Raw genomic sequence first — 20941 nt, forward strand, 5'->3', positions numbered from 1 at the left:
ACGTCGGCCCCCACCGGCATCCACCAAGGGAGTGACCCATGCACCACCTTGCCCAAGGAGTCCAGCGCTTCCGGCAGAACGTCTTCCCCGCCCGCGCGGAGCTCTTCGAGCGGCTCGCCACCACGCACCGGCCCGGTGCGCTGTTCATCGGCTGCTCCGACGCCCGCGTCGTCCCCGAACTGATCACCCAGCGCGAGCCGGGCGAGCTGTTCGTCATCCGCACCGCGGGCAACCTCGTGCCCGCCCACGCACCCGGCGCCGACGCCGTGGCGGCCGGCGTCGAGTACGCCGTGGACGTCCTCGGCGTGGCCGACGTCATCGTCTGCGGGCACTCCGCCTGCGGCGCGATGACCGCACTCGCCGAGGGCCGGGACCTCTCGGCCCTGCCGGCCCTGGCCGACTGGCTGCGGCACGCCGACGCCGCCCGCGCCAGGTGCCGCACCACCTCCGCGGAGGACAAGGTCGCCGCGATGGTGCGCGCCAACGTCCTGGCCCAGCTGGCGAACCTGGCGACGTACCCCTCCGTCGCCCGGGCCCTCGACCGCGGCGCGGTGCGCCTGCACGGCTGGGTCTTCGACATCGGCACCGGCACCGTCGAGGAACTCGACGCGGCGAACGGCCGTTTCGCAGCCCTCCAGGCCGCCTGACCGTTCCGCCGCCGGTTCGGCCGTCAGCCGCATCACCGCGCCGCATCACGGCCGCACAAGCCGTATCGCGGCCACATCACCAGTCCCACACATCAGCAGTCACATCACCAGCCACATCACCAGTGAAGGAAGTCCCATGACCGTCCACGCCCAGTTCGACCCCCAGGCCCGTCAGCAGATCGCGATCGCCGCGGTCGAGGCCAAGACCCGCAAGGACCTCACCTGGCAGGAGCTGGCCGACGCCGCCGGCCTGTCCGTCGCCTTCGTCACCGCCGCCGTCCTCGGCCAGCACGCCCTCCCGGCCGGTGCGGCCAAGGCCGTCGCCGGGCTGCTCGGCCTCGACGACGACGCCGCGATGCTGCTGCAGACCGTACCGACCCGCGGCTCCATCCCCGGCGGCATCCCGACCGACCCGACCATCTACCGCTTCTACGAGATGCTCCAGGTCTACGGCACCACCCTCAAGGCCCTGGTCCACGAGGAGTTCGGCGACGGCATCATCAGCGCGATCAACTTCAAGCTGGACGTGAAGAAGGTCGCCGACCCCGAGGGCGGCGAGCGCGCCGTGATCACCCTCGACGGCAAGTACCTGCCGACGAAGCCCTTCTGACGCACCGCCGCCCGTACCGCATCGCATCCGACAGGATGCCCCGCGCCCGGCCGTCCGCCGGGCGCGGGGCCCGCACCCCTCCCCAGGAGCACCCGCACCATGGACTTCATCCGGCGCACCATCGACATCGCCCGCAAGAACGTCGAGGAGGGCGGCCGCCCCTTCGCGACCGTCATCGTCAAGGACGGCGAGATCCTCGCCGAGAGCCCCAACCTCGTCGCCCAGACCTCCGACCCGACCGCGCACGCCGAGATCCTCGCCATCCGCGAGGCCTGCACCAGGCTCGGCACCGAGCACCTGACCGGGACCACGATCTACGTGCTCGCCCACCCCTGCCCGATGTGCCTGGGCTCGCTCTACTACTGCAGCCCCGACGAGGTCGTCTTCCTCACGCAGCGCGACGACTACGAGCCCCACTACGTCGACGACCGCAAGTACTTCGAGCTGAACACCTTCTACGCGGAGTTCGGCAAGGACTGGAGCGAGCGGCGGCTCCCGATGCGCCACGAGCCCCGCGACGAGGCCACCGCCGTCTACCGGTTCTGGCAGGAGCGCAACGGCGGCGAGCGCCGCGTGGCCGGAGCCCCCACCGCCTGACGGGGGCGGCCGCGGCGGCTCCTCAGCGCGCCGCCGTCTCCTTCGCGGCGTTCACCGGCACGGCGGGCTCGTCCGCCGTCTCCCGCTCCCGCGCCGCCGCGGGCTCGCGGCGGCGCCCGTTCAGCACCACGGTCGCCAGCACGCCGGCCAGCAGGCCCCAGAACGTCGAGCCGATGCCGGCCAGGGTCATCCCCGACGCGGTGGCCAGGAAGGTGACGACGGCCGCCTCGCGCATGCGCGCGTCCGCGAGCGCGGCCGTGAGGGAGCCGCCGATCGTGCCGAGGAGACCGAGCCCGGCGATGCCCATGACGAGGGAGGCGGGCATGGCGGTCAGCAGCCAGCCCACGACGCCTCCGAAGAGACCGACCGTGATGTAGAACAGGCCGGCCCACACCGAGGCCAGGTAGCGCCTGCGGGGGTCGCGGTGGGCCTCCTCGCCGGTGCAGATCGCCGCGGTGATCGCGGCCAGGTTCAGCCCGAAGCAGCCGAACGGGGCCAGCACCGCGTTGACGATCCCGGTCCAGGTGAGCAGCGGCGAGACCGGCGTACGGTAGCCCGCGCCGCGCAGCACCGCCACGCCCGGCAGGTTCTGCGACGCCATCGTCACCACGAACAGCGGCAGGCCGACGCCGATCAGCACCTGCCAGGAGAACTCCGGGCGCACGAAGACCGGTTCGGCGAGCGCCACGTGCAGGCCCTGCAGGTGCCACGAGCCCCGGAACGCGCTCGCCACGACCCCGACGGCCAGCGCGCCGATGACCGCGTACCGGGGCAGCCACCGCTTGCAGGCCAGGTAGACCGCGAACATCGGGAACACCACGGCGAAGTCCTGCTGCATCTTCGTGAACAGGCCCGTGCCGAACTGCACGAGCACGCCCGCCAGGAGGGCCGACGCCAAGGGCACCGGGATCCTGTCCATGACGCGCTCGAACCAGCCGGTCGCACCGCTGACGATCACCAGGACCGCCGAGAGGAGGAACGCGCCGACGGCCTCGGCCATCGACACCCCGTGCAGGCCGGTCGCCAGCAGGGCAGCACCGGGCGTGGACCAGGCCGTGACCACCGGCGCCCGGTGGCGCAGCGAGAGCCCCGCGCAGGTGACCCCCATGCCGATGCCCAGGGCGAACATCCAGGACGTGAGCTGCGCCGGGGTGGCCCCGGCCGCTTCCGCCGCGGTGACGACGATGGCCACGGAGCTGGTGATGCCGATGAGCACGGCGAGGAAGCCCGCCGTGACCGCGTCGGCGGGTGCTGCGGAGCGTATGCGCTGCGCGAGCCGGGTCATTCGAGGCGAGGGCACGCGTGCGAGTCCACTACACAAGTTGATCTTCGTCAACCGCCTTGCGGACGCGCGCCGGTGGGGCGGCCGGGGCCCGGGCTAGCGGGCCGCCGGCAGGACCACCTCGAAGCGGCAGCCGCCGGGCACGTTGTGCACGGCCGCGCGGCCCGCGTGCGCCTCCACGATGCCGCGGACGATGGCCAGGCCCAGCCCCGCGCCGCCCGGCGGCGTACGGGCCTCGGTGCCGCGCCAGCCCGTGTCGAAGACCCGGGGGAGGTCCTCCTCCGGGATGCCGCCGCAGCCGTCCGTCACGGACAGCACGACCGTGTCCGCCTCCCGGTGCGCGGCGACCGCGACCGTGCCGTCGGCGGGAGTGCGGCGGATGGCGTTGACGAGGAGGTTGCCCAGGACGCGGGTCATCTCCTTGCCGTCGACCTCGACCGGCACCGCCTCGACGCCGTCGCCGGTCAGCCGGACACCGTGCTCGCGGGCCAGGGGCCCCACCCCGGCGAGGGCATCGTCCACCAGGTCGTACACCGACATCCGGCTCGGGTGCAGCGGCAGCGCGCCCGCGTGGATGCGGGAGAGCTCGAAGAGGTCGCCGACCATGGCGTCGAGGCGCTCCACCTCCGTGCGCATCCGGCGCAGGTAGCGCGGCGGGTCCTCCGCCACGCCGTCCTCCAGGGCCTCGGACATCGCCCGCAGCCCGGCCAGCGGAGTCCGCAGGTCGTGCGAGATCCAGGCCACCAGCTCGCGCCGCGAGGTCTCCAGCGCCTGCTCCCGCTCCCGCGAGCGCGCGAGCTTCTCGCTCGTCGCGGCGAGCTCGCGCCCCAGCGCGGCGAGCTCGGCCGTGGCGCCGCCGCCCGGGGCCGCGAAGCTGCCCTCGTCGCCGAAGGAGCGTGCGGCGCGCGTCAGGGCGTTGCTGTGCGCCACCACCCAGCGGCCCAGCAGCAGGGCGGTGGCGAGGGAGACCACGGCGGCCGTCGCGCAGACCGTCGTGACCACGGTCAGGTCGTGCGAGGAGAGGAACATCGCCCGGGCCACGGCGAGCGTCCCGGCCAGCATCGCGACGACGGAGACGACGGCCACCACCGTCAGCGAGACCGCCACCGAGCGGTGGCGCAGGGCCCGCAGGGCGAGCGCGCCCAGCAGCCCGGCGGCCGCCGCGCCGAGGAACGAGTAGAGGGCGATCAGGAGGACGTCACGCACGGCCGGCCCCTTCGCTGCGGGCGTCCGGCCCCTCCGGAGGCCGCACGCCGTCCGCCTCGAAGCGGTAGCCGACGCCCCAGACCGTCCGGATCAGCCTCGGCCGCGCCGGGTCGTCCTCGACCTTGCCGCGCAGCCGGCGCACGTGCACGGTCACCGTCGACAGGTCGCCGAACTCCCAGCCCCACACCTCCTGCATCAGCTCCTCCCGGGAGCACGCCCGCCCCGGGTGGCGCAGCAGGAAGGACAACAGGTCGAACTCGCGCAGGGTGAGGGCGAGCTCGGCGCCGTCCTTGGTGGCGCGCCGGGCGGCCTGATCGAGCACGAGGCCGCCCGCCCGCAGCAGGGGCGCCGGGCGGGGGCCCGCGGAGCGCGCGTCCGCGCGGCGCAGGACGGACGCGACGCGCAGCACCAGCTCCCGGGGGCTGAACGGCTTGGTGACGTAGTCGTCCGCGCCCACCTCCAGGCCGAGGATCCGGTCCTCCTCGTCGCCGCGCGCGGTGAGCATGATCACCGGGACCGGGCCGTCCGCGCGGAGCCGGCGGCACACCTCCAGCCCGTCCATGCCCGGGAGCATCAGGTCGAGGACGACGAGGTCGGGCCGGACCGCCGCGGCCAGCTCCAGCGCGCGGGGGCCGTCGGCGGCCCGGTCGACGGTGAAGCCGGCGCGGTCGAGGTAGCCGGCGACGACTTCGGCGACGGTCGGGTCGTCGTCCACGACGAGGACGCGGGAGGGCTGCGGTGTCTGCTGCATGCGGCAAGCCTCGCACCACCCGGCGCGCGGCGCCCCGGGGGCCCGCGCCACCGGAGGCCGCGCCCCCGCTCATCGCGCTTATCACACTTCGGGCACGGTGTCTGGTGCCTTCGGCCCGGCTGACCGATGGTGAAGGCAACTACGGCTGGTCCACCGGCATTTGATGCTGCCCGGCATGCGCCGCAGGCAGGAAGGGGGGTCATGAACTGTCCCGAATGTGGCGCGTCGACCATCAACGGTCCTGACGGGAAGTCCTCGTGCTCACAGTGTTCATGGCAGTCTGGGTGACATGGAAGAGCAGGCATGGCGCTCACACGCCGCACCCGGCGAGCCCTACTACACCACCAACACCTGTAGCGGCTGCGGATCCGTCGTCCTGGGGGTACACGGCAGGTGGACGTGTGCCTCGTGCGGGACCTGCAGCCCGTACCAGGAACCTCCCGAGGGCTGGGCCTCGGAGATCGTTCCGGAAGGGAAGGGCGGCAACGGCCGGGCCTGCGACGATCCCCAGGCCAGACGGTAAGGCGCGAACGGCGGGCCCGGTGGCTTCAGGCCGCCGGGCCCGCCGGTTCTCCCAGGCGTGCGACAGCCGTGCGCCAGGCGCCGGTCACCGCTTCGTGGGCGCGCGCCGTGGCCGCCGCCCGGTCGCCGGTCAGCCGGAGTGGGGCGCCGATGTGGACGTGCAGCGGCGGCCGGCGCACGGGCGCGGTGAGCACACCCGCGAGCTGCCGGGTCCGGCTGCCGGAGCAGATGCGGCGCGCTCCCGCCTGCCCCAGCGGCACGACGGGGGCCCCGGTGGCGAGGGCGAGGTGGGCGAGCCCGCCGCGGAAGGGGCGGGGTGCCGCCTCGCCGGAGTCCCTGCGGCGGGGTATGGCGCCCTCGCCGTAGATGAGCACGGTGCGGCCGCTCGCGAGCGCGGCTCCGGCCCCGTCGAGGGCCCGTACCGCCCGCGGGTCGCCGCGGTGGACAGGGACGTACCCCTCCCGGGTGAGCAGGCGCCCGAGCACCGGGATCCGCCACAGGCCGGCGGCGGCCAGGGCGACGGGGGCGACCCCGAGCCGGTGGAGGGCGGCGAGCACGACCGCCGGGTCGGCGAGCGAGGTGTGGTTCGCCGCGACGATGCTGCCGGGCGCGGGCCCGGCACCGGCGGCGTCGTCGGTCGTCACCGTCAGCCGCCCGGCCGCGGGCAGTACGACGGAGGCCATGCGACCGAGCACCGGGGTCAGCCGTTCTGCTGCTGCGGCTTGGCCTCGCTCGGCCGGACGATCACGAAGCCCTCTCCCTCCAGCTTGAGCTGGACGGCCTCGCCGGAGCCGCCGCGCAGCATGGAGCCGAGGCTCTGGGAGCGGTGCAGCGAGGTGCGCAGGGAGGCGGACCAGCCGACGACCGCGTCGGTGTCCACGTGGACCGGGGCCTGCGCGGAGACGGGGATGACGATGGGGTTGCCCTCGCATATGACGCCGAGCTTCCCGTGGCCGCTGAAGACGGAGTTGAAGAGCCCGCCGCCCGTCATGCCCGCGCCCTTCACGGTCTGGATCTCGTAGGAGAGGGTCGGGTCGAAGCACAGGACGTTGCGGCCGTTGACGGTGAGGCTCTCGCCGGGGGCGATGTCGACGATGAAGCAGTTGGCGGCCTCGTGCGCGAACCACACCTCGCCGCGGCCCCGCACGGCCATGAGCGACAGGCCCTCGCCGGTGACGGCGCGCTTGAGGAACTTGCCCACGCCCTGGCCGAGCTTCTCGAACTGCAGGTCGCCGCGGAAGGCGACCATGGACCCCTGGCGCGCGAAGCACTCGCCGTCGACGGCGTAGACGATGGACTTGGCGTTGTGGACGGCCATGCCGGGCGCGGCGGCCGGCTTGGCCATGTTCTGCTGGGCGAACAGGTCACTGTGCATGACGTGCATGATCACCCATCCGGGGGACGGGCGGCAACGGCGCGAGCCGGGGCCGTCGCGGCGCACCGGGCTTCCGGCCGGCGTGCGGAGGCAGGGCCGCCCGTGGGGCGACGGCCCTGCTGTGCGCAGCCGGGGGAGGGTGACCGGCGTGTCAGTTCCGGTGGGGGCAGGCGCCGGCCTGGAAGGCCCGGCACGGGTCGGCTCCGTCCGTGCCGCCGGTGGCGGTCGTGGTGGCCGTGACGGTGACGGTCGTCGTGGTCGTGGTGGCGACGGCGCCTCCGGCGAGGGTGAGTGCGGCCAGGAGCAGCCCACCGGCGTTGCGGAGACGGGCGAGGGGGGAGGAGCGGGTGTCCATGGGAGTGTCCTTCCGGGGGCAGTGAGGGGTGACGGGGTGGGGAGACGGGGGTGGTGGGGCGGCGGGGTCAGAACCGGGAGGCGAAGCCCTGGATGACCTTGGTCCGGTCCCTCAGCACCGGGCCGGCGCCCGTCCACTCGTAGCGCTGCCGGGCGATGCTGTCGTTGTGGTAGCCGGTGTTGCCCTCGACGGTCGTGACCCGGGTGCCGGAGACGCCGACCACGACGGCGACGTGCCCCGCGTGGTTCCGGCCGGCCCACATGAGGACGTCGCCGGGCTGCGGCAGCCGGTCGGCCGCGTACGGGTGCCACCGGTCGCCGGTGCCGCTGCGCCAGCCCCGGCTGCTGCCGGGGTCGGCGGGCACCCCGCGGTTCGCCCACATCCTGGCGGCGAAGAAGCCGCACCACTGGCGGTGGTTCGGGTTCCTGGCGTAGCCGTTGTACTCGTTCATGTTGGCGTTGCTGTTGCCCTTGCCGAGGTAGTTGGTGTCCCGGTCCGGGTGCCCCGGCCGGCTCAGGTGCACGGGCCCGCCGCGCTCGAGGCGGAAGCGCTTCGGGGTGGTCAGGGCGTCGAGGGCGCGGTCGACGATCTTCTGCCGCTCGGCCGTCCCGGCGCCGTCCGGTTCCGGTGTGGCCCATGCGGCCGGGGCCATGGTGACGGCGGTGGGTGCGCCCTCGGCGAGGGCGGCCGTGGCACCGGTGAGGGTGAGGGCGAGGAGTACGACGGCGGTGGGAAGGACGAGGGTGCGGTTGCGGAGGCGACGGTTGTTCACGGGGGCTCCTTGTCTCGGCTGAGGCTGTGTCACCGGGGGTGGTTTCACCCTTGTTGTCCCGGTACTTCGAGTCTCGGAGCGGGGCAGTGGTGCGGAACAGGGGTTTCCTGTTGCCTCGGCGGACAAGGCGGCGGGCAACCCGCGCCCCACCGGCCGTGATGCGCATGTGGGTGAAGTGCCGCCGGTGGAAGGGAAAGCGGGCGCTCAGGAGCGGCCGGGGATCAAGAGCAGCCGGGGATCAGGAACGGCCGGGATCAGGAACGGCCGGCGATCAGGGGCAGCCCGGCGCGTAGGGCACGTCCGGCAGCAGGCGCTGCCACAGCGGCCGGTCCGTGGCGCTGCCCAGGGCCTTGCAGGTGCGGGCGAGGACCTCCGGCACGTCCAGGTTCCACCAGCGCACCGTCCCGTCCTCCGCCACCGACACCACCGGGCCGTCGTCGCCGAGGAAGGCCGCGGCCCGGACCCGGCCGGTGTGGCCGGTCAGGGTCAGCAGCAGGCGGCCGTCGCGCGGGTCCCAGATCCGTACGGTGTTGTCGCGGCCGGTGGTCACCAGCCGGGTGCCGGCGGGGTTGAAGGCCGCGGACGTGACGGGCCCGGTGTGCCCGGCCAGGGTGCGCAGGCTCGTGCGGCCCTCGGGGTCCCAGAGTTTGACGGTGTGGTCGCGGCTCGCCGTGGCGAGGACGCCGTCGCGGCTGCGGGCCAGGCCGAAGACGGTGTCCTCGTGTTCCGTCAGGCTGCGCAGCGCACGGCCGTCGGAGTAGCGCCAGATGCGGACGGTGTTGTCGAGGCTGCCGGTGGCGAGGGTGTCCCGGCCGAGGAAGAGCACGCGGTAGACGCCGTCGTCGTGGCCGAGCAGCGTCCGCTCCGGCAGGGCGGCGTCCCCCGCGAACCGCCACAGCTTCGCGCTGTGGTCCTCGGAGGCGGTGGCGAGCGCTCCGGCGTCGCCGGGGCGGAAGGCGAGCGAGGTGAGGGCCCGGCCGTGCGCCCGCCAGCGGTGGAGCGGTCGGCGGAGATCGGCGGTGCGCCACACGGTGGCGGTGCCGTGTTCGTCGCCCGTGGCGACCAGCGACCCGTCGTGGCTGAACGCCACCGCGCGCACCGGGTCCTTCCCTGCCCGCACCGTGCGCAGGCTGCGGTCGGCGGTGCGCAGCAGGCGCAGCGTGCCGTCCTGACCCGCGACGGCGAGGAGGGAGCGGTCGGGACTGAGGGCCCCGTCCTGCCAGGCCGATCCCGGCAGCGGGGTGGTGACGGCGGCCTGCGGGGTCCACAGGCGCACCGAGCCGTCCTCCCCGGACGTCGCGAGGGTGCGGCCGTCGGAGGAGTAGGCGATGGCGTAGACGGGGCCGATGTGGCTGGCGAGTTGCGCGATGCGGCGGTGCTCGGAGAGGTCCCAGATGCCGGCGGTGTCGTCCTGGCTGGCCGCGGCGAGCCGGGTGCCGTCGGGGGAGAAGGCCACGCCGAAGACGGAGTCGGAGGGCCCTTCGAGGGCGGCCTCGCGCTTGCCGGTGCGGGTGTCCCACAGGCCGATGCGGTTGAGCCACTCCCCGGTGGCCAGGCGGCGGCCGTCCGGCGAGAAGGCGAGGGCCCGTACGCGGCCGAAGTCCCGGCTGCCGACCACCTTTGACCGCCCGCTGTCCACGTCGAGCACCCACACCCGCCCGTCGAAGCCGGCCGCTGCGACCTGTTCGCCGTCCGCGCTGACCGCGGCCGCGTACAGCCATCCCAGCCCGGCGTCCCGCACCTCGGTGCGGGCCGGGCCGCCGCCCAGGCGCGTCAGGCGCACCGTGCCGTCCTCGCCCGCCGTCACCAGCAGGTCCCCGCGGTCCGACAGGGCCGCTCCCCGGACGGGCCCGCGGTGCCTGCTCTGCGGAGGCAGCGTCACGGTCCGCCCGACCGTGCCCTCCCGCAGGGTGACGACGCCCGCCTCGTCCCCCCAGGCGGCCAGGTTCCGCTGCCGAGCCGCGGCCAGGGCGCGCACCGCCGCCCCGCTCCGCGCCGCCCCCACCTGCCGGCGCGTCCGCACGTCCCACTCCCGGACGGTGGCGTCCGCGCCCGCAGACAGCAGCCGCTTCCCGCCCGGCAGCCAGGCCACGGCGTGGGCGCGCTTGCGGTGCCCGGCCAGCCGCCCGGCGTACGGCTGCGCCTGCGTGCTCAGCACGGCGCTGGCGGCGGCCGGGGTGTGGGCGTCGCGCCAGGCTCCGGTGGCCAGCAGCATGGCCACCTCGGGCCGGGGCGCACTGCCCGAGACGGCGCGGAAGGCCAGCTCCTCCGAGCGTGCCGCGTGCCGCTCGGCCTCCGCCCGCAGGCCCTGGTGCACCGCCGCCACCCCGCCGGCCAGCGCCAGGACGAGGAGGACGGCCATGGACACCAGCAGCCGGTACAGCCGCCGGGCCCGGCGCCGCTCCGTCTCCTGCTCGGCGGCGGCCAGCGCCGTCGCCGCATCCAGGAACGCCCGCTCGACCCCGCCCACCGCCGCCAGGGGATGGCTCGCGATCTCGTGCGCGGCGGCCAGCCTGCTGCCCCGCGGCAGCAGCGCGGGGTCGCGCCCCTCGGCCTCCCACTGCCCGGCCGCGGCGCTCAGCTGCTGCCAGCCGTGCAGGGCCGCCGCGTCCGCCTCGATCCACGTCTGCAGCCGCGGCCACGCCCGCAGCACGGCCTCGTGGGCCAGCGTGACCTGGTCGGCGTCGACGGTGAGCAGGCGCGCCCGCGTGAAGGCCTCCACCACCTCCGGCGCCGCCCCGGCCTGCGCCCCGAGGTCCTGCGACAGCCGCTCGCGCGACACCCGCCGGCGCGCCGACCGCCCGTCCTGGTCCACCCGCACCAGCTGCAGCAGGACCGCCCGGGCGGCCTCCCGGCAGCCGGGCGACAGACGCCCGTACGCCCGCTCCGCCGTCGCCGCGACCGCCCCCGCGATCCCGCCCGCCTGCTGGTAGCCCGCCACGGTCAGGAGCCTGCCGCTGCGCCGCTGCCAGGTCGCCAGCAGGGCGTGGGAGAGCAGCGGCAGCGCACCGGGCTCGTACCCGCCGCCCTCCCGCTCCCCGCCCTCGTCCCCGGCGCCCAGGTCGCGCAGGATCAGCTCGGCCAGGCCCGGCTCCAGCTCCAGGCCCACCGCGTGGGCCGGCCGCACCACGGCGTCGCGCAGCTCCTGCGCCCGCAGGGGCTCCAGGGGGAGCTGGCCCGAGCGCAGCGCCGCCGCCAGCTCCGGGAACGCCAGGCACCTGCCGTAGAAGTCGGCCCGCATGCCCAGCACCACCAGCGCCGCGGAACCCTCCCGGCCGTCGGCGGGAGCGGGGCCCGTGGCCAGGGCGTGCAGCGCGCGGACGAAATCCGCGCGCTGCCGGGCGTCCGGGCACAGCGTGAAGACCTCCTCGAACTGGTCGACGACTAGCACCACCCGGGCCGGCTCCGTCCCCTCCGCGCCCGCTGCTCCCGCTCTCCCGGCGCCCCGCGGACGGCGGTTCAGCGCGGCGTGGACGGCGCGGGCCAGCGCCCCCGCCCCGCCGCGGGCCAGCGCCCTGGTCAGGTGGTCGGGATCCGCCGCGGCGGCGTCCGCCACCCGGCCCAGCAGCTCGTCGAGGGGGCGTTCCCCGGGGCGCATCGTGACCACGGGCCAGCGGTTCGACCCGGGCACGGGCAGGACGCCCCGGCGCAGCTCGGGCACCAGCCCGGCGTGCAGCAAGGACGTCTTGCCGGTGCCCGACGCGGCGACCACGGCGGTCGGCCCGGAGCCGTCCAGACGCTCGGTCAGCTGACGGACGAGGGCGGCCGTCGCCCGGTCCCGGCCGAAGAACCAGCTCGCGTCCGCGGCGTCGAACGCGGCCAGGCCCCGGTACGGGCACACCTCCAGGAGCCCGTTGCGCGCGGAGCGCCGCCCCTCGGCCGGCTCCGGCACCAGGCCCGACAGCACCCCGCCGGCGCCGAGGGCCTCTTCGCACCGCCGGGCCACCTCGGGCGTCATCGGCTTCTCGCCGGTCTCGACCCGGCTCAGATAGCCCTTGGTGTAGTGGACGACGCGCGACAGCCCGGCCAGGGACATGCCCCGCTCCTGCCGCAGCCGGCGCAGCTCCTCTCCCGGCGACGCGGCCACGGACGGCGGGGGGCCGCCCCGGTCACGGTCGTCTCCGCGTGGCTGCACGGTCCCCACACCCTTCCGTCCGGGCCTGCAGGCCGGTCGTATCCGTCAGGCCTGCATAACGGCTCCGGGGAGGGCGACTCACCCGCAATGGCGGCAAAACAGCCCATCGAGTGACCAACCACCCCGGATTCGGGGAGTGGGTGTGGCGCTCCGGCCGGGTGCGGTGTCTCAGTCGAGCGGTCTCGCGGAGGCGTTGTAGCGCAGCAGATAGCCGGCGAAGCGGTCCAGGTCGGCCTCGTCCCAGTCGGCGAGGCGCTCCCGGAAGGCCGCCCGGCGGTTGGCGGTGACCTGCGCGAGGGTCGCGGCGCCGCGGGCGGTCAGGTGCAGCACCTGGGCGCGCTGGTCCTCGGGGGCGGGCCGCCGCTCGACGAGGCCGAGCCGCTCCAGGGCCGCGATCTGCCGGCTGACGGTGGACTTGTCCAGCAGGTAGTGCGCGGCCAGGTCCGTGGCGCGGCACCCGCCGCGGTCCTCCAGGTGGGCGAGGAGGGTGAAGGAGACCAGGGAGAGCTCGGGGTGCATGCGGGCCGCCGCGGACCGGGCGCGGCGGGCGAAGGCGGTCAGCTCGCGCTGGATGGTCTCCACGGAGGCGTCACGGTCGGGCACGGCGGCTTCCTTTCGAGGTCTGGTTGTATAGTACAACTTAAAGGGAAAGTTGTAAAAGCCAACTACTTTGCCGGTCGGTCCGGCAGGGGAAGGACACGATGGGACCCGCCACCCGTGGCGCGCTGCGCCACGTACTGAGCCACCTGCTCACCCCCTTGCTGATGTGCATCGGGATGGGCCTCGCCTACCTGGGCGCGTTCGCCCAGCCCACGCCCCACGAACTGCCCGTCGCCGTCGTGGAGTCCGGCCCGGGCGCGGGGACCCTGGCGCGGGGCATCGCCGACAAGGCGGGGGACCGGCTCGCCGTCCGCACCGTCGCCGACCGCGACGAGGCCGTCCGCGCGCTCCGCCACCGCGACGTCTCCGGCGCGTACATACCGGACCGGCACGCGCCCGAACTGCTCGTCGCCTCCGCCGGGTCCGACACCACCGCCATGGCCGTGCAGAAGGTCTTCGCGCCCGTCGCCGCCCGCACCGGCGCCCCCCTGAAGGTCACGGACGTAGCGCCGCCCGCCGAGGGCGACCCGACCGGCCAGGGCATCTTCTTCCTGCTGGTCGCGGTCAGCATCGGCTCGTACGCCTCCGTCGCCGTGCTGGGCGCCGCGGGCGGCGCGCTGCCCATGAGGCTGCGCGCCGCGCTGGCGGTGGCGACGTCGTTCGTGGTCGGCGTGATCGGCGCCGCGCTGGCCGGGCCCGTCTTCCACCTCGTCGACCACGGCCTGTGGGGGCTGTGGGGGATGGCCTGGGCCTACTCGGCGGGCATCCTGCTCGTCGGCGTCGGCCTGCACACCTTCCTCAAGCGCTGGACGACGCTGGGCATGATGGTGCTGTTCGTGATGCTCAACTTCACCAGCGCGGGCGGCGTGTACCGGCCCGAGCTGCAGAACGGCTTCTTCGCCGCGCTGCACTCCTTCTGGAACGGTGCCGGCTTCGTCGAGGGCACGCGCAGCCTCGTCTACTTCGACAGCACCGGACTCGGCCGCCACGTCGCGACGCTGGCGCTGTGGCTGGTCCTGGGCGCCGCCGTGACCGCCGTCGCGTGGGCCGTCGAGGCGCGCAGGGCCCGCCCGGCCGCCCGGACCGGGCCCGCGGCCGAGGAGGAGATGGAGGAGACGGTCGGGGTCTGACCCCGGCGGGCGCCCGCCTCACGGCCTCACAGCGGCCACCCGTACATCGGCGACCGCCTGGGCTCGGGGGCCGCGCCCACCGCGGCGACGTCGTGCTCCGCGGCGTGCAGGAGCTGTTCGCCCAGGTCGCGCAGGGCCCGGCCGGCCGCGAACTCGTCCCCGATCGCCGGGATGTCCTTGTCGCCCGGCGCGCACGTGGCGGTCCCGCTGCCCGTGACGGTCGTCGCCCCGGTGTCGAGCGTGGCGCGGGCCCTCGTCCTGCCGTCCTCCTCGACCAGGTCGAGGTGGACGTTCCATTCGGCTGTGTGCGGCATCGTCGGCTCCTCTGTGCTCGGCCCCTCCGCCCGCCTCTCCCTCCGGTCTCCTTCCAGCTTCGCCCATGCGACGCCGTCCGGCACGGGGCCGGGACCGCTCCCGGCGGCCCGGCCCCCGTCACGGCCCGCCGGCGCTTCCGCGAGCCGTGGCGGCCCGGCACGGGCTGACCGAAGCTGGGAGGGAGGGAGACCCGCCGGCGACCGTCCGGGAGGCGGCCTTGGGTGAGCGCACGCGGAACGTCATCGACATCGTCTCGCTGACCAAGCGCTACGGCCGCACGACCGGCGTCGAGGGACTCGACATCGGCGTCGGCGAGGGCGAGGTCTTCGGCTTCCTGGGGCCCAACGGGGCGGGCAAGACCACCACGATGCGCTGCCTCGTGGGGCTGCTGCGCCCCACCGAGGGCCGGGTCCGGGTGCTCGGCCGCGACCCCTTCACCGAGCACCTGAGGCTCGCCCCGTTCCTCGGCTACCTCCCCGGGGAGCTGCGGCTCTACCCCGAGCTCACCGGCCGCGAGACGCTGCGGCTGCTGGCGGCGCTGCAGGGCGCCCCCGCCCGCCTCCAGGACGAGCTCTGCGCGCGCCTGGACCTCTCCGGCCCGGACCTGGACCGCCCCGTCCGCGCCTACTCGCGCGGCATGAAGCAGAAGCTGGGCCTGGTCCAGGCCCTGCAGCACGAACCCGAGCTGGTGATCCTCGACGAGCCCACCGAAGGGCTCGACCCCCTCGTCCAGGAGGCCTTCTACGCCCTGCTGGCGGAGGTCCGCGCGGCCGGGCGCACCGTCCTGCTCTCCAGCCACGTGCTCCCGGAGGTCCAGCGCACGTGCGAGCGGGTGGCGATCGTCCGGGCCGGCCGGCTGGTGACCGTCGGGGCGGTCGCCGCCCTGCGCGAGGCCCGGGCCCGCAAGGTGCGCCTGACCTTCGCCGACGGCCTCGGCCGGCGGCCGCTCGGCGGCGCCGACCGCTGGTCGCCCGACTGGCACGGCGACCAGGCCGTGCTGATGATCCCGCCGGACCGGACGGTCGCCGTCCTGCGGGAGCTGCTGGCGCTGCCGGTGCGCGACCTCACGGTCGAGGAGGCCGGGCTGGACGAGGCGTTCCTCGACCTCTACCGGAACGACCGGGGTGGCAGGAGCGAACGGAGCGACAGGGACGAACGAAGCGGCCGGGACGGGCGGGACGGCCGGGGCAGCCGGAGCGATCCGGACGAGGGGACGCTCCCGTGACCGGCGGCTTCCCCCTGCTGCGGCTGGCCCTGCACCGCCGCCGCCGGATGATCACCGCCCTGGCCGTGGGCATCGCCGCCTTCGAGGCCCTCATCGTGGTGATCACGACGACCGTGACGCCGGACCAGATCTTCGGCGCGAGCGGGCGGAAGCTCCCGGACGCCTTCAAGGCGTTCAGCGGATCGAACGGCGACGTGTCGATCGCGAGCTACCCCGGCCTGCTGGGCGCCGGGCTCACCCACCCCTTCTGGATCGCCATGCAGCTGACGGCCGTCGGCTCGCTGGCCGCCGCCGCGGTCGCCGCGGACGTGGAGGCGGGCACCATCGAGCTGCTGATGGTCCGCCCCGTCTCGCGGGCGCGGCTGCTGGCCGAGCGGACCGCCGCGCTCGTCCTCGTCTCCCTGCTGCTCAACGCGGCCGCGACCCTCGCCGTGTCCGCCGGCGTGGCGCTCCTGCCCGACCTGGGCGACGCCGTCCCCCAGAGCGGGGTCTACGCGGCCGGGCTGCTGGGATTCGGCTTCGCGCTGTGCCTGGCGGGCCCCGCCCTGGCCGTCTCGGCGGCGGGCCGGAGCAGGACGCGTGTCATGGGGGTGACGATCGCCGTCGGCGCGGTCGGGTTCGCGGTCAACTTCGTGGCCATGGCCTGGTCGAAGGCCGCGCCGCTGCGCTTCGTCAGCCCCTTCCACTACTACACGCCGGGCGACGCCCTGGCCCACGGCACCGTGCCCTGGGGACAGTTCGGCGTCCTCGCCGGCGTCGGCGCCGCGGGCATCCTCCTGGCGTTCGGCCTCGTCGCCCGCCGCGACCTCGCCCCCTGAGGCGCTCCGCGCCACCACGTGCCGGACACCCCGATCACCCTCCGTGAAACGATGGCCGCGTCCGAGGAGTAGACTCTCGCCGGTACGGCGGCGGTCGGTGACACCAGGAGGAGGCCCGCCATGAGCGAGAAGCGGGCGGAGCGGCAAGTCGCCTTCCGGGTCCTCATCTACGTCTTCGTCACCCACCTCTTCGCCGGTTTCATCTGGCTGCTGTTCTACCTCGGCGGCCACGCCGACAAGTGACGGGCGCCCCCGCCCCCGTCCTCAGCCGACCACCGGCACCGCCTGCCCCGTCACCCGCACCCGCGCGTCCGCCGGGTCGACCGCGACGAGCAGATCGCTGGGGCGTCCCATGTCCTCGCCCTGGCGGACGCGGATCGTGGTGGCCTCGGTGACCTCGCCGATCGCCCGCAGGTAACCGCCGAGCGCGGCCGCGGCCGCCCCGGTGGCCGGGTCGCCCACGAGCCGCTGGTGCTGCTCTGCGCTCCCGGGCACCCCCTCGCCCGCCGGGCCGCGCCGGTCACCTGGGAGGACCTGGCGCGCGAGACCTTCTCCCTCCACGAGCAGGGCTGCTCCTACAGCGACCGCCTGGCCGACCGCCTCCTCTCCGTCCCCGGCGCGCGCATGCGGCTGACCCGCTTCGGGAGCATCGAAGCCGCCCCGGTCCTGCGTGGCGGCGGGGCTCGGACTGACGCTCCTGCCGCGGGCCACCGCCGCGGACGCCCTGCGCGAAGGCCGCCTGGCCGTGGTGGCCGGGCCCCCGTTCCCGGACGTGCCCGTCCAGGTGGCGCGGCACCGCAGGCGCTGGGTCTCCCCGGCCGCACAGGCCGTCGTCGACGCACTCGCACGGCACTTCCCGGCCCGGGCGGCCGCCGGCTAGCCGCCCCTAGCGGGCCCGTTCCAGGCCGGCCAGGAGCTTCTCCGGCAGTACGGGCAGGTCGCGGACCCGTACCCCCGTCGCGTGGTGCACCGCGTTCGCGATCGCCGCGGCGGTGCCGACGATGCCGATCTCCCCGATGCCCTTGCTCCCCATGGGGTTGAGCGACGGGTCGTGCTCGTCGATCCAGTGGGCCTCGATGCCGCGGGCGTCCGCGCACGTCGGCACGTGGTACGACGCGAAGTCCCGCTCGGCGAAGTCGCCGAAGCGGGCGTCCATCGTGCTGCCCTCCATGAGGGCCATGCCCATGCCCATGGTCATGGCCCCGATGAACTGGCTGCGCCCGGTGCGGGCGTTGAGGATGCGTCCGGCGGCGAAGACGCCCAGCAGCCGGCGGACGCGCACCTCCCCGGTGTCGGTGTCGACCGCCACCTCCGCGAACTGCGCGCCGAAGGCGGCCTTCGCGTGCGGCGGGTCGGACGCGATGTCGTCCTTGGTGTCGGCCGTGGCGGTCAGGCCGTCCGGCGGCAGCGTGCCCCCGCGCTCGTCGATCATCCCGTTGAGCGTGCGGCAGGCCTTGTGCACGGCCCATCCCCACGAGGCGGTGCCGGCGGAGCCCCCGGCGAGCGAGGCCGCCGGCAGCGCCGTGCTGCCGATCTCGACGGCGACCAGGTCCGGCGCGACGCCCAGCGCCTCGGCCGCGATCTGTGCGAGGACGGTCCGCGCTCCCGTGCCGATGTCGGTGGCGTTGACCCGCACCAGGTAGCGGCCCGCCCCGGTGACCTGCGCCTGCGCCGTGGAGGGCATGACGTAGACGGGGTAGAGGGACGACGCCACCCCGGAGCCGATCAGCAGGCGGCCCTCGGTGCGCGAGCGGGGCCGCGGGTCGCGGGCGTCCCACCCGAAGCGGCGGGCCCCCTCGCGCAGGCACTCCACCAGGTGCCGGCTGCTGTACGGCTTTCCGCTGTCCGGTTCGGTCGCGGTGTCGTTGCGGACCCTCAGTTCGACCGGGTCCACCCCGGCGGCGCCGGCGAGTTCGTCCATCGCGCACTCCAGCGCGAACATCCCCGAGGCTTCGCCCGGCGCCCGCATCCACGACGGGCTCGGGACGTCCAGCGCGGCGACCTGGTGCGTGGTGCGGCTGTTGGGGGACACGTACATCGCGCGCGAAGGGGCCGCCGCCTGCTCCACGAACTCGCGGACGGTGGACGTTTGGGTCGTGACCTCGTGCGCGAGCGCCGTGATCACCCCGTCCTCGCCCGCGCCGAGCCGCAGACGCTGGACGAGCGGCGGCCGGTGGCCGACCACGGCCGCGAGCTGCGCGCGCGGCAGCACGGTCTTCACCGGCCTGCCGGTGTGCCGGGCGGCCATCGCGGCGAGGACGATCTGCGGGCGTGGCGTGCCCTTGCAGCCGAAGCCGCCGCCCACGTGCTCGGCGACGACCGTGATCCGCTCCTCGTCCATGCCGAACAGGGCGGCCAGGGTCTCCCGGACGGCCGTCGTGCCCTGGCAGGAGTCGTGGGCGAAGAGCCGGCCGTCCTCCCAGCGTGCGGTCGAGGCGTGCGGCTCCATCGGGTGGTTGTGCAAGCCGGGCAGTGTGTACGTGGCGTCGATGCGGACGGGCGCGCGCTCGTAGGCGCCGTCGAAGTCACCGCGCTCGCGGCAGGCCGGGAGGCCTGCATTGACCACCTCGGGGACGAACAGGCGCGGATGGTCCGGGGTCAGCACGGCGTCGTGCTCCTCGGGCGCGTACGCGACCCGCACCGCGGCGGCCATGGCCCGCGCCGCCTCCAGTGTCTCGGCCACGGCCAGTGCCACGTACCAGCCGCGGTGCGGCACCCGGTCGTCCTGGAGCAGGAGCAGGGTGCGGTCCTCCGCGTCCTTCAGGCGCGGCGCGTTCTCGTGCGTCAGCACGGCCAGGGCGCCGGGCTCGGCCATGGCCTCCGAGGTGTCGACCGACAGGACCCGGCCGAGGGGGACCGTCGCGGGCACGGGCCAGCCGTACGCGGTGCCGGGCGGGGTGTGCTCGGCGGCGTAACGGGCGGACCCGGTGACCTTCTCGCGGCCTTCGAGGCGGACGGGGCCGGGGGTGCTGCTCATGAGACGGTCCCCTCCTCGCCCGGCGCGGCGAGCCCGGCGAGCACCCGGACGGCCAGGTTGCGGGCCAGTCGCACCTTGAAGGCGTTGTCGCGCAGCGGCTCGGCGGCCGCCAGCTCGGCCCCGGCGGCCTCCGCGAAGGACTCCTCGGTGGCGGGGGCGCCGCGCAGCGCGTCCTCCGCTACGCGCGCCCGCCAGGGCTTGTGGGCCAGGCCACCGAAGGCCAGGCGCACGTCTTCCACCCGGCCCGCGCGGACGTCGAGGGACGCCGCGACGGAGGCGAGCGCGAAGGCGTACGAGGCCCGGTCGCGTGCCTTGCGGTAGGCGGACCGGCCGGGCGGCGGCGCCGGCAGCTCCACCGCGACGACGAGTTCGGCCGGGCCGATGACCGTGTCACGCGCGGGATCGTCCCCGGGCAGCCGGTGGAAGTCGCAGAGCGGGACCGTGCGTTCGCCGCCGGGCCCGCGCAGGTGGACGACCGCGTCGAGCGCCGCCAGGGCCACGGCCATGTCGGAGGGGTGCGTGGCGACGCACTGCGGCGAGTGGCCCAGCACCGCGAGATCGCGGTGCACCCCTTCGCGGGCCGGGCAGCCGCTCCCCGGCACCCGCTTGTTGCACGGCTTGCCCACGTCCTGGAAGTACAGGCAGCGGGTGCGCTGGAGGAGGTTGCCGCCCGTGGTGGCCGTGTTGCGGATCTGCCCGGAAGCGCCTGCCAGCACCGCCTGGGACAGAGCGGGGTAGCGCGTCCGCACGGCCGGGTGGGCGGCGAGGTCGCTGTTGCGGACGTTGGCCCCGATGCGCAGCCCTCCGTCCGGCGTCCCCTCGATCTCGGTGAGCGGCAGGCGGCTGACGTCCACCAGCAGCGCGGGGGAGGCGACGCCCAGCTTCATCAGGTCGACCAGGTTGGTGCCGCCTCCGAGGAACACGGCGCCGGGGGAGGCCGCGAGGGCGGCGATCGCCCCGTCCACGTCGTCGGCGCGCGTATAGGCGAAGGCTTTCACTGCGCCACGTCCCCGATCGCGGCGACGATGTTCACGTACGCGCCGCAGCGGCACAGATTGCCGCTCATCCGCTCGCGGATCTCGTCGGGGGAGAGGGGGACGGGAGTTCCGGGCCGCGCCGCCGCGAGGGGCGTCACGTGGGAGGGCGCGCCCTCGCCCGCCTCGGCGATCATTCCCACCGCGGAGCAGAGCTGGCCCGGCGTGCAGTAGCCGCACTGGAAGCCGTCGCGTTCGAGGAACGCCTCCTGGAGCGGGTGCAGCGCGTCCCCTCCGGCCAGCCCCTCCACCGTGGTGATCTCCGCGCCGTCGTGGGCGACGGCCAGCAGCAGACAGCTGTTGGCCCGCCGTCCGTCGACGAGCACCGTGCACGCCCCGCACTGCGCGTGGTCGCACCCCTTCTTGGCCCCGGTGAGCCCCAGGTGCTCGCGCAGGGCGTCGAGCACGGTCGTCCGGTGGTCGAGTTCCACTTGGTGCGCGACGCCGTTGACGTGCAGGGTCACGGGGGAGGTGGTCTGCGGTGCGGCCACGGTGCCTCGCCTTCACTGGTTCCCTCCGGCACCGTCACGAGGTCCCCGCTCCGTCTCCGTGCAAACGCGCGGGGCCGGCACTGCACCCGTTCGGTGCAG

Annotated in this window: 21 protein-coding genes and 2 pseudogenes; 9 read left to right on the top strand and 14 right to left on the bottom strand. The window is 75.2% G+C overall.

The window, feature by feature from the left end; translation table 11 throughout:
* The first annotated feature begins 38 nt into the window (after positions 1-38).
* From AS857_RS03665 to AS857_RS03675, 3 genes are all read left to right on the top strand, one after another.
* On the top strand, positions 39-647 hold the full coding sequence (locus AS857_RS03665; protein ID WP_058041635.1) for a carbonic anhydrase: 609 nt from the start codon (positions 39-41) through the stop codon (positions 645-647).
* 136 nt (positions 648-783) lie between these two features.
* Entirely contained in the window at positions 784-1257 is a 474-nt protein-coding gene (cynS, locus tag AS857_RS03670; protein ID WP_058041636.1) for a cyanase, read from the top strand.
* A 99-nt stretch (positions 1258-1356) separates the two neighbouring features.
* The gene (locus AS857_RS03675; protein ID WP_058041637.1) at positions 1357-1854 is read left to right on the top strand and encodes a nucleoside deaminase; all 498 of its coding nucleotides are present in this window, start codon (positions 1357-1359) and stop codon (positions 1852-1854) included.
* 22 nt (positions 1855-1876) lie between these two features.
* Here AS857_RS03675 and AS857_RS03680 read toward each other — a convergent pair whose 3' ends face one another.
* The 9 genes from AS857_RS03680 to AS857_RS03720 form a co-directional block, all read right to left on the bottom strand.
* Complete coding sequence (locus AS857_RS03680) at positions 1877-3154, bottom strand: benzoate/H(+) symporter BenE family transporter (RefSeq protein ID WP_275477344.1); 1278 nt, start codon at positions 3152-3154, stop codon at positions 1877-1879.
* Between the two features lie 78 nt (positions 3155-3232).
* Positions 3233-4342 carry a sensor histidine kinase gene (locus AS857_RS03685; protein WP_058041638.1) on the bottom strand — a complete coding sequence of 370 codons (1110 nt, stop codon included), beginning with the start codon at positions 4340-4342 and terminating at the stop codon, positions 3233-3235.
* Positions 4335-5093 carry a response regulator transcription factor gene (locus tag AS857_RS03690; RefSeq protein WP_058041639.1) on the bottom strand — a complete coding sequence of 253 codons (759 nt, stop codon included), beginning with the start codon at positions 5091-5093 and terminating at the stop codon, positions 4335-4337. The genes AS857_RS03685 and AS857_RS03690 overlap by 8 nt, the downstream gene beginning before the upstream one ends.
* Positions 5094-5641: 548 nt before the next feature.
* On the bottom strand, positions 5642-6310 hold the full coding sequence (locus AS857_RS03695) for a lysophospholipid acyltransferase family protein (RefSeq protein WP_058041640.1): 669 nt from the start codon (positions 6308-6310) through the stop codon (positions 5642-5644).
* Between the two features lie 5 nt (positions 6311-6315).
* The gene (locus tag AS857_RS03700; protein ID WP_058042086.1) at positions 6316-6990 is read right to left on the bottom strand and encodes an AIM24 family protein; all 675 of its coding nucleotides are present in this window, start codon (positions 6988-6990) and stop codon (positions 6316-6318) included.
* Positions 6991-7141: 151 nt separating this feature from the next.
* Positions 7142-7345, bottom strand: a complete 204-nt coding sequence (locus AS857_RS03705) for a hypothetical protein (RefSeq protein ID WP_058041641.1) — start codon at positions 7343-7345, stop codon at positions 7142-7144.
* Positions 7346-7412: 67 nt separating this feature from the next.
* Positions 7413-8117: a CHAP domain-containing protein gene (locus tag AS857_RS03710; protein ID WP_058041642.1), complete on the bottom strand. Its 705-nt coding sequence runs from the start codon at positions 8115-8117 to the stop codon at positions 7413-7415.
* A 271-nt stretch (positions 8118-8388) separates the two neighbouring features.
* Entirely contained in the window at positions 8389-12252 is a 3864-nt protein-coding gene (locus AS857_RS03715) for an nSTAND1 domain-containing NTPase (RefSeq protein ID WP_144440708.1), read from the bottom strand.
* A gap of 168 nt (positions 12253-12420) precedes the next feature.
* The gene (locus AS857_RS03720; protein WP_058041644.1) at positions 12421-12855 is read right to left on the bottom strand and encodes a MarR family winged helix-turn-helix transcriptional regulator; all 435 of its coding nucleotides are present in this window, start codon (positions 12853-12855) and stop codon (positions 12421-12423) included.
* Between the two features lie 98 nt (positions 12856-12953).
* Between AS857_RS03720 and AS857_RS03725 the strand changes: the two genes are divergently transcribed.
* Entirely contained in the window at positions 12954-13982 is a 1029-nt protein-coding gene (locus AS857_RS03725) for an ABC-2 transporter permease (RefSeq protein ID WP_058041645.1), read from the top strand.
* Between the two features lie 26 nt (positions 13983-14008).
* Here the strand turns inward: AS857_RS03725 and AS857_RS03730 are convergent, their stop codons facing one another.
* Positions 14009-14296, bottom strand: a complete 288-nt coding sequence (locus tag AS857_RS03730; RefSeq protein WP_058041646.1) for a DUF1876 domain-containing protein — start codon at positions 14294-14296, stop codon at positions 14009-14011.
* 218 nt (positions 14297-14514) lie between these two features.
* Between AS857_RS03730 and AS857_RS03735 the strand changes: the two genes are divergently transcribed.
* The 3 genes from AS857_RS03735 to AS857_RS40950 all read left to right on the top strand — a co-directional run bounded on the left by AS857_RS03735 (position 14515) and on the right by AS857_RS40950 (position 16583).
* The gene (locus tag AS857_RS03735) at positions 14515-15522 is read left to right on the top strand and encodes an ABC transporter ATP-binding protein (RefSeq protein WP_058041647.1); all 1008 of its coding nucleotides are present in this window, start codon (positions 14515-14517) and stop codon (positions 15520-15522) included.
* On the top strand, positions 15519-16340 hold the full coding sequence (locus AS857_RS03740) for an ABC transporter permease subunit (RefSeq protein WP_058041648.1): 822 nt from the start codon (positions 15519-15521) through the stop codon (positions 16338-16340). Before AS857_RS03735 ends, AS857_RS03740 begins: the two co-directional genes overlap by 4 nt.
* 120 nt (positions 16341-16460) lie before the next feature.
* On the top strand, positions 16461-16583 hold the full coding sequence (locus tag AS857_RS40950) for a DUF6126 family protein (protein ID WP_240976559.1): 123 nt from the start codon (positions 16461-16463) through the stop codon (positions 16581-16583).
* Between the two features lie 21 nt (positions 16584-16604).
* Here the strand turns inward: AS857_RS40950 and AS857_RS40955 are convergent.
* Positions 16605-16805: pseudogene (locus AS857_RS40955) on the bottom strand (PhzF family phenazine biosynthesis protein); the annotation flags it as partial.
* Positions 16806-16811: 6 nt separating this feature from the next.
* On the opposite strand from AS857_RS40955, the pseudogene AS857_RS42240 reads away from it, so the two are divergent.
* Both AS857_RS42240 and AS857_RS42245 read left to right on the top strand, forming a co-directional pair.
* Positions 16812-16937 (top strand): annotated as a pseudogene (locus AS857_RS42240) (LysR substrate-binding domain-containing protein); the annotation flags it as partial.
* Positions 16938-17010: 73 nt separating this feature from the next.
* On the top strand, positions 17011-17220 hold the full coding sequence (locus tag AS857_RS42245; protein WP_058041650.1) for a LysR substrate-binding domain-containing protein: 210 nt from the start codon (positions 17011-17013) through the stop codon (positions 17218-17220).
* Positions 17221-17226: 6 nt separating this feature from the next.
* On the opposite strand, the gene AS857_RS03755 is transcribed toward AS857_RS42245, so the two are convergent.
* From AS857_RS03755 to AS857_RS03765, 3 genes are read right to left on the bottom strand one after another with little or no spacing between them, the layout of a single operon-like run.
* Positions 17227-19317, bottom strand: coding sequence for a xanthine dehydrogenase family protein molybdopterin-binding subunit (locus AS857_RS03755; protein ID WP_058041651.1), 2091 nt, complete (start codon positions 19315-19317; stop codon positions 17227-17229).
* On the bottom strand, positions 19314-20315 hold the full coding sequence (locus AS857_RS03760) for an FAD binding domain-containing protein (protein WP_058041652.1): 1002 nt from the start codon (positions 20313-20315) through the stop codon (positions 19314-19316). The genes AS857_RS03755 and AS857_RS03760 overlap by 4 nt, the downstream gene beginning before the upstream one ends.
* A complete protein-coding gene (locus tag AS857_RS03765) occupies positions 20312-20842 on the bottom strand; it encodes a 2Fe-2S iron-sulfur cluster-binding protein (RefSeq protein WP_058041653.1) in 531 nt (176 codons plus the stop codon). Before AS857_RS03765 ends, AS857_RS03760 begins: the two co-directional genes overlap by 4 nt.
* Between the last annotated feature and the right edge of the window lie 99 nt (positions 20843-20941).

This window comes from Streptomyces roseifaciens (genome assembly GCF_001445655.1).
Lineage (GTDB): Bacteria > Actinomycetota > Actinomycetes > Streptomycetales > Streptomycetaceae > Streptomyces > Streptomyces aureoversilis.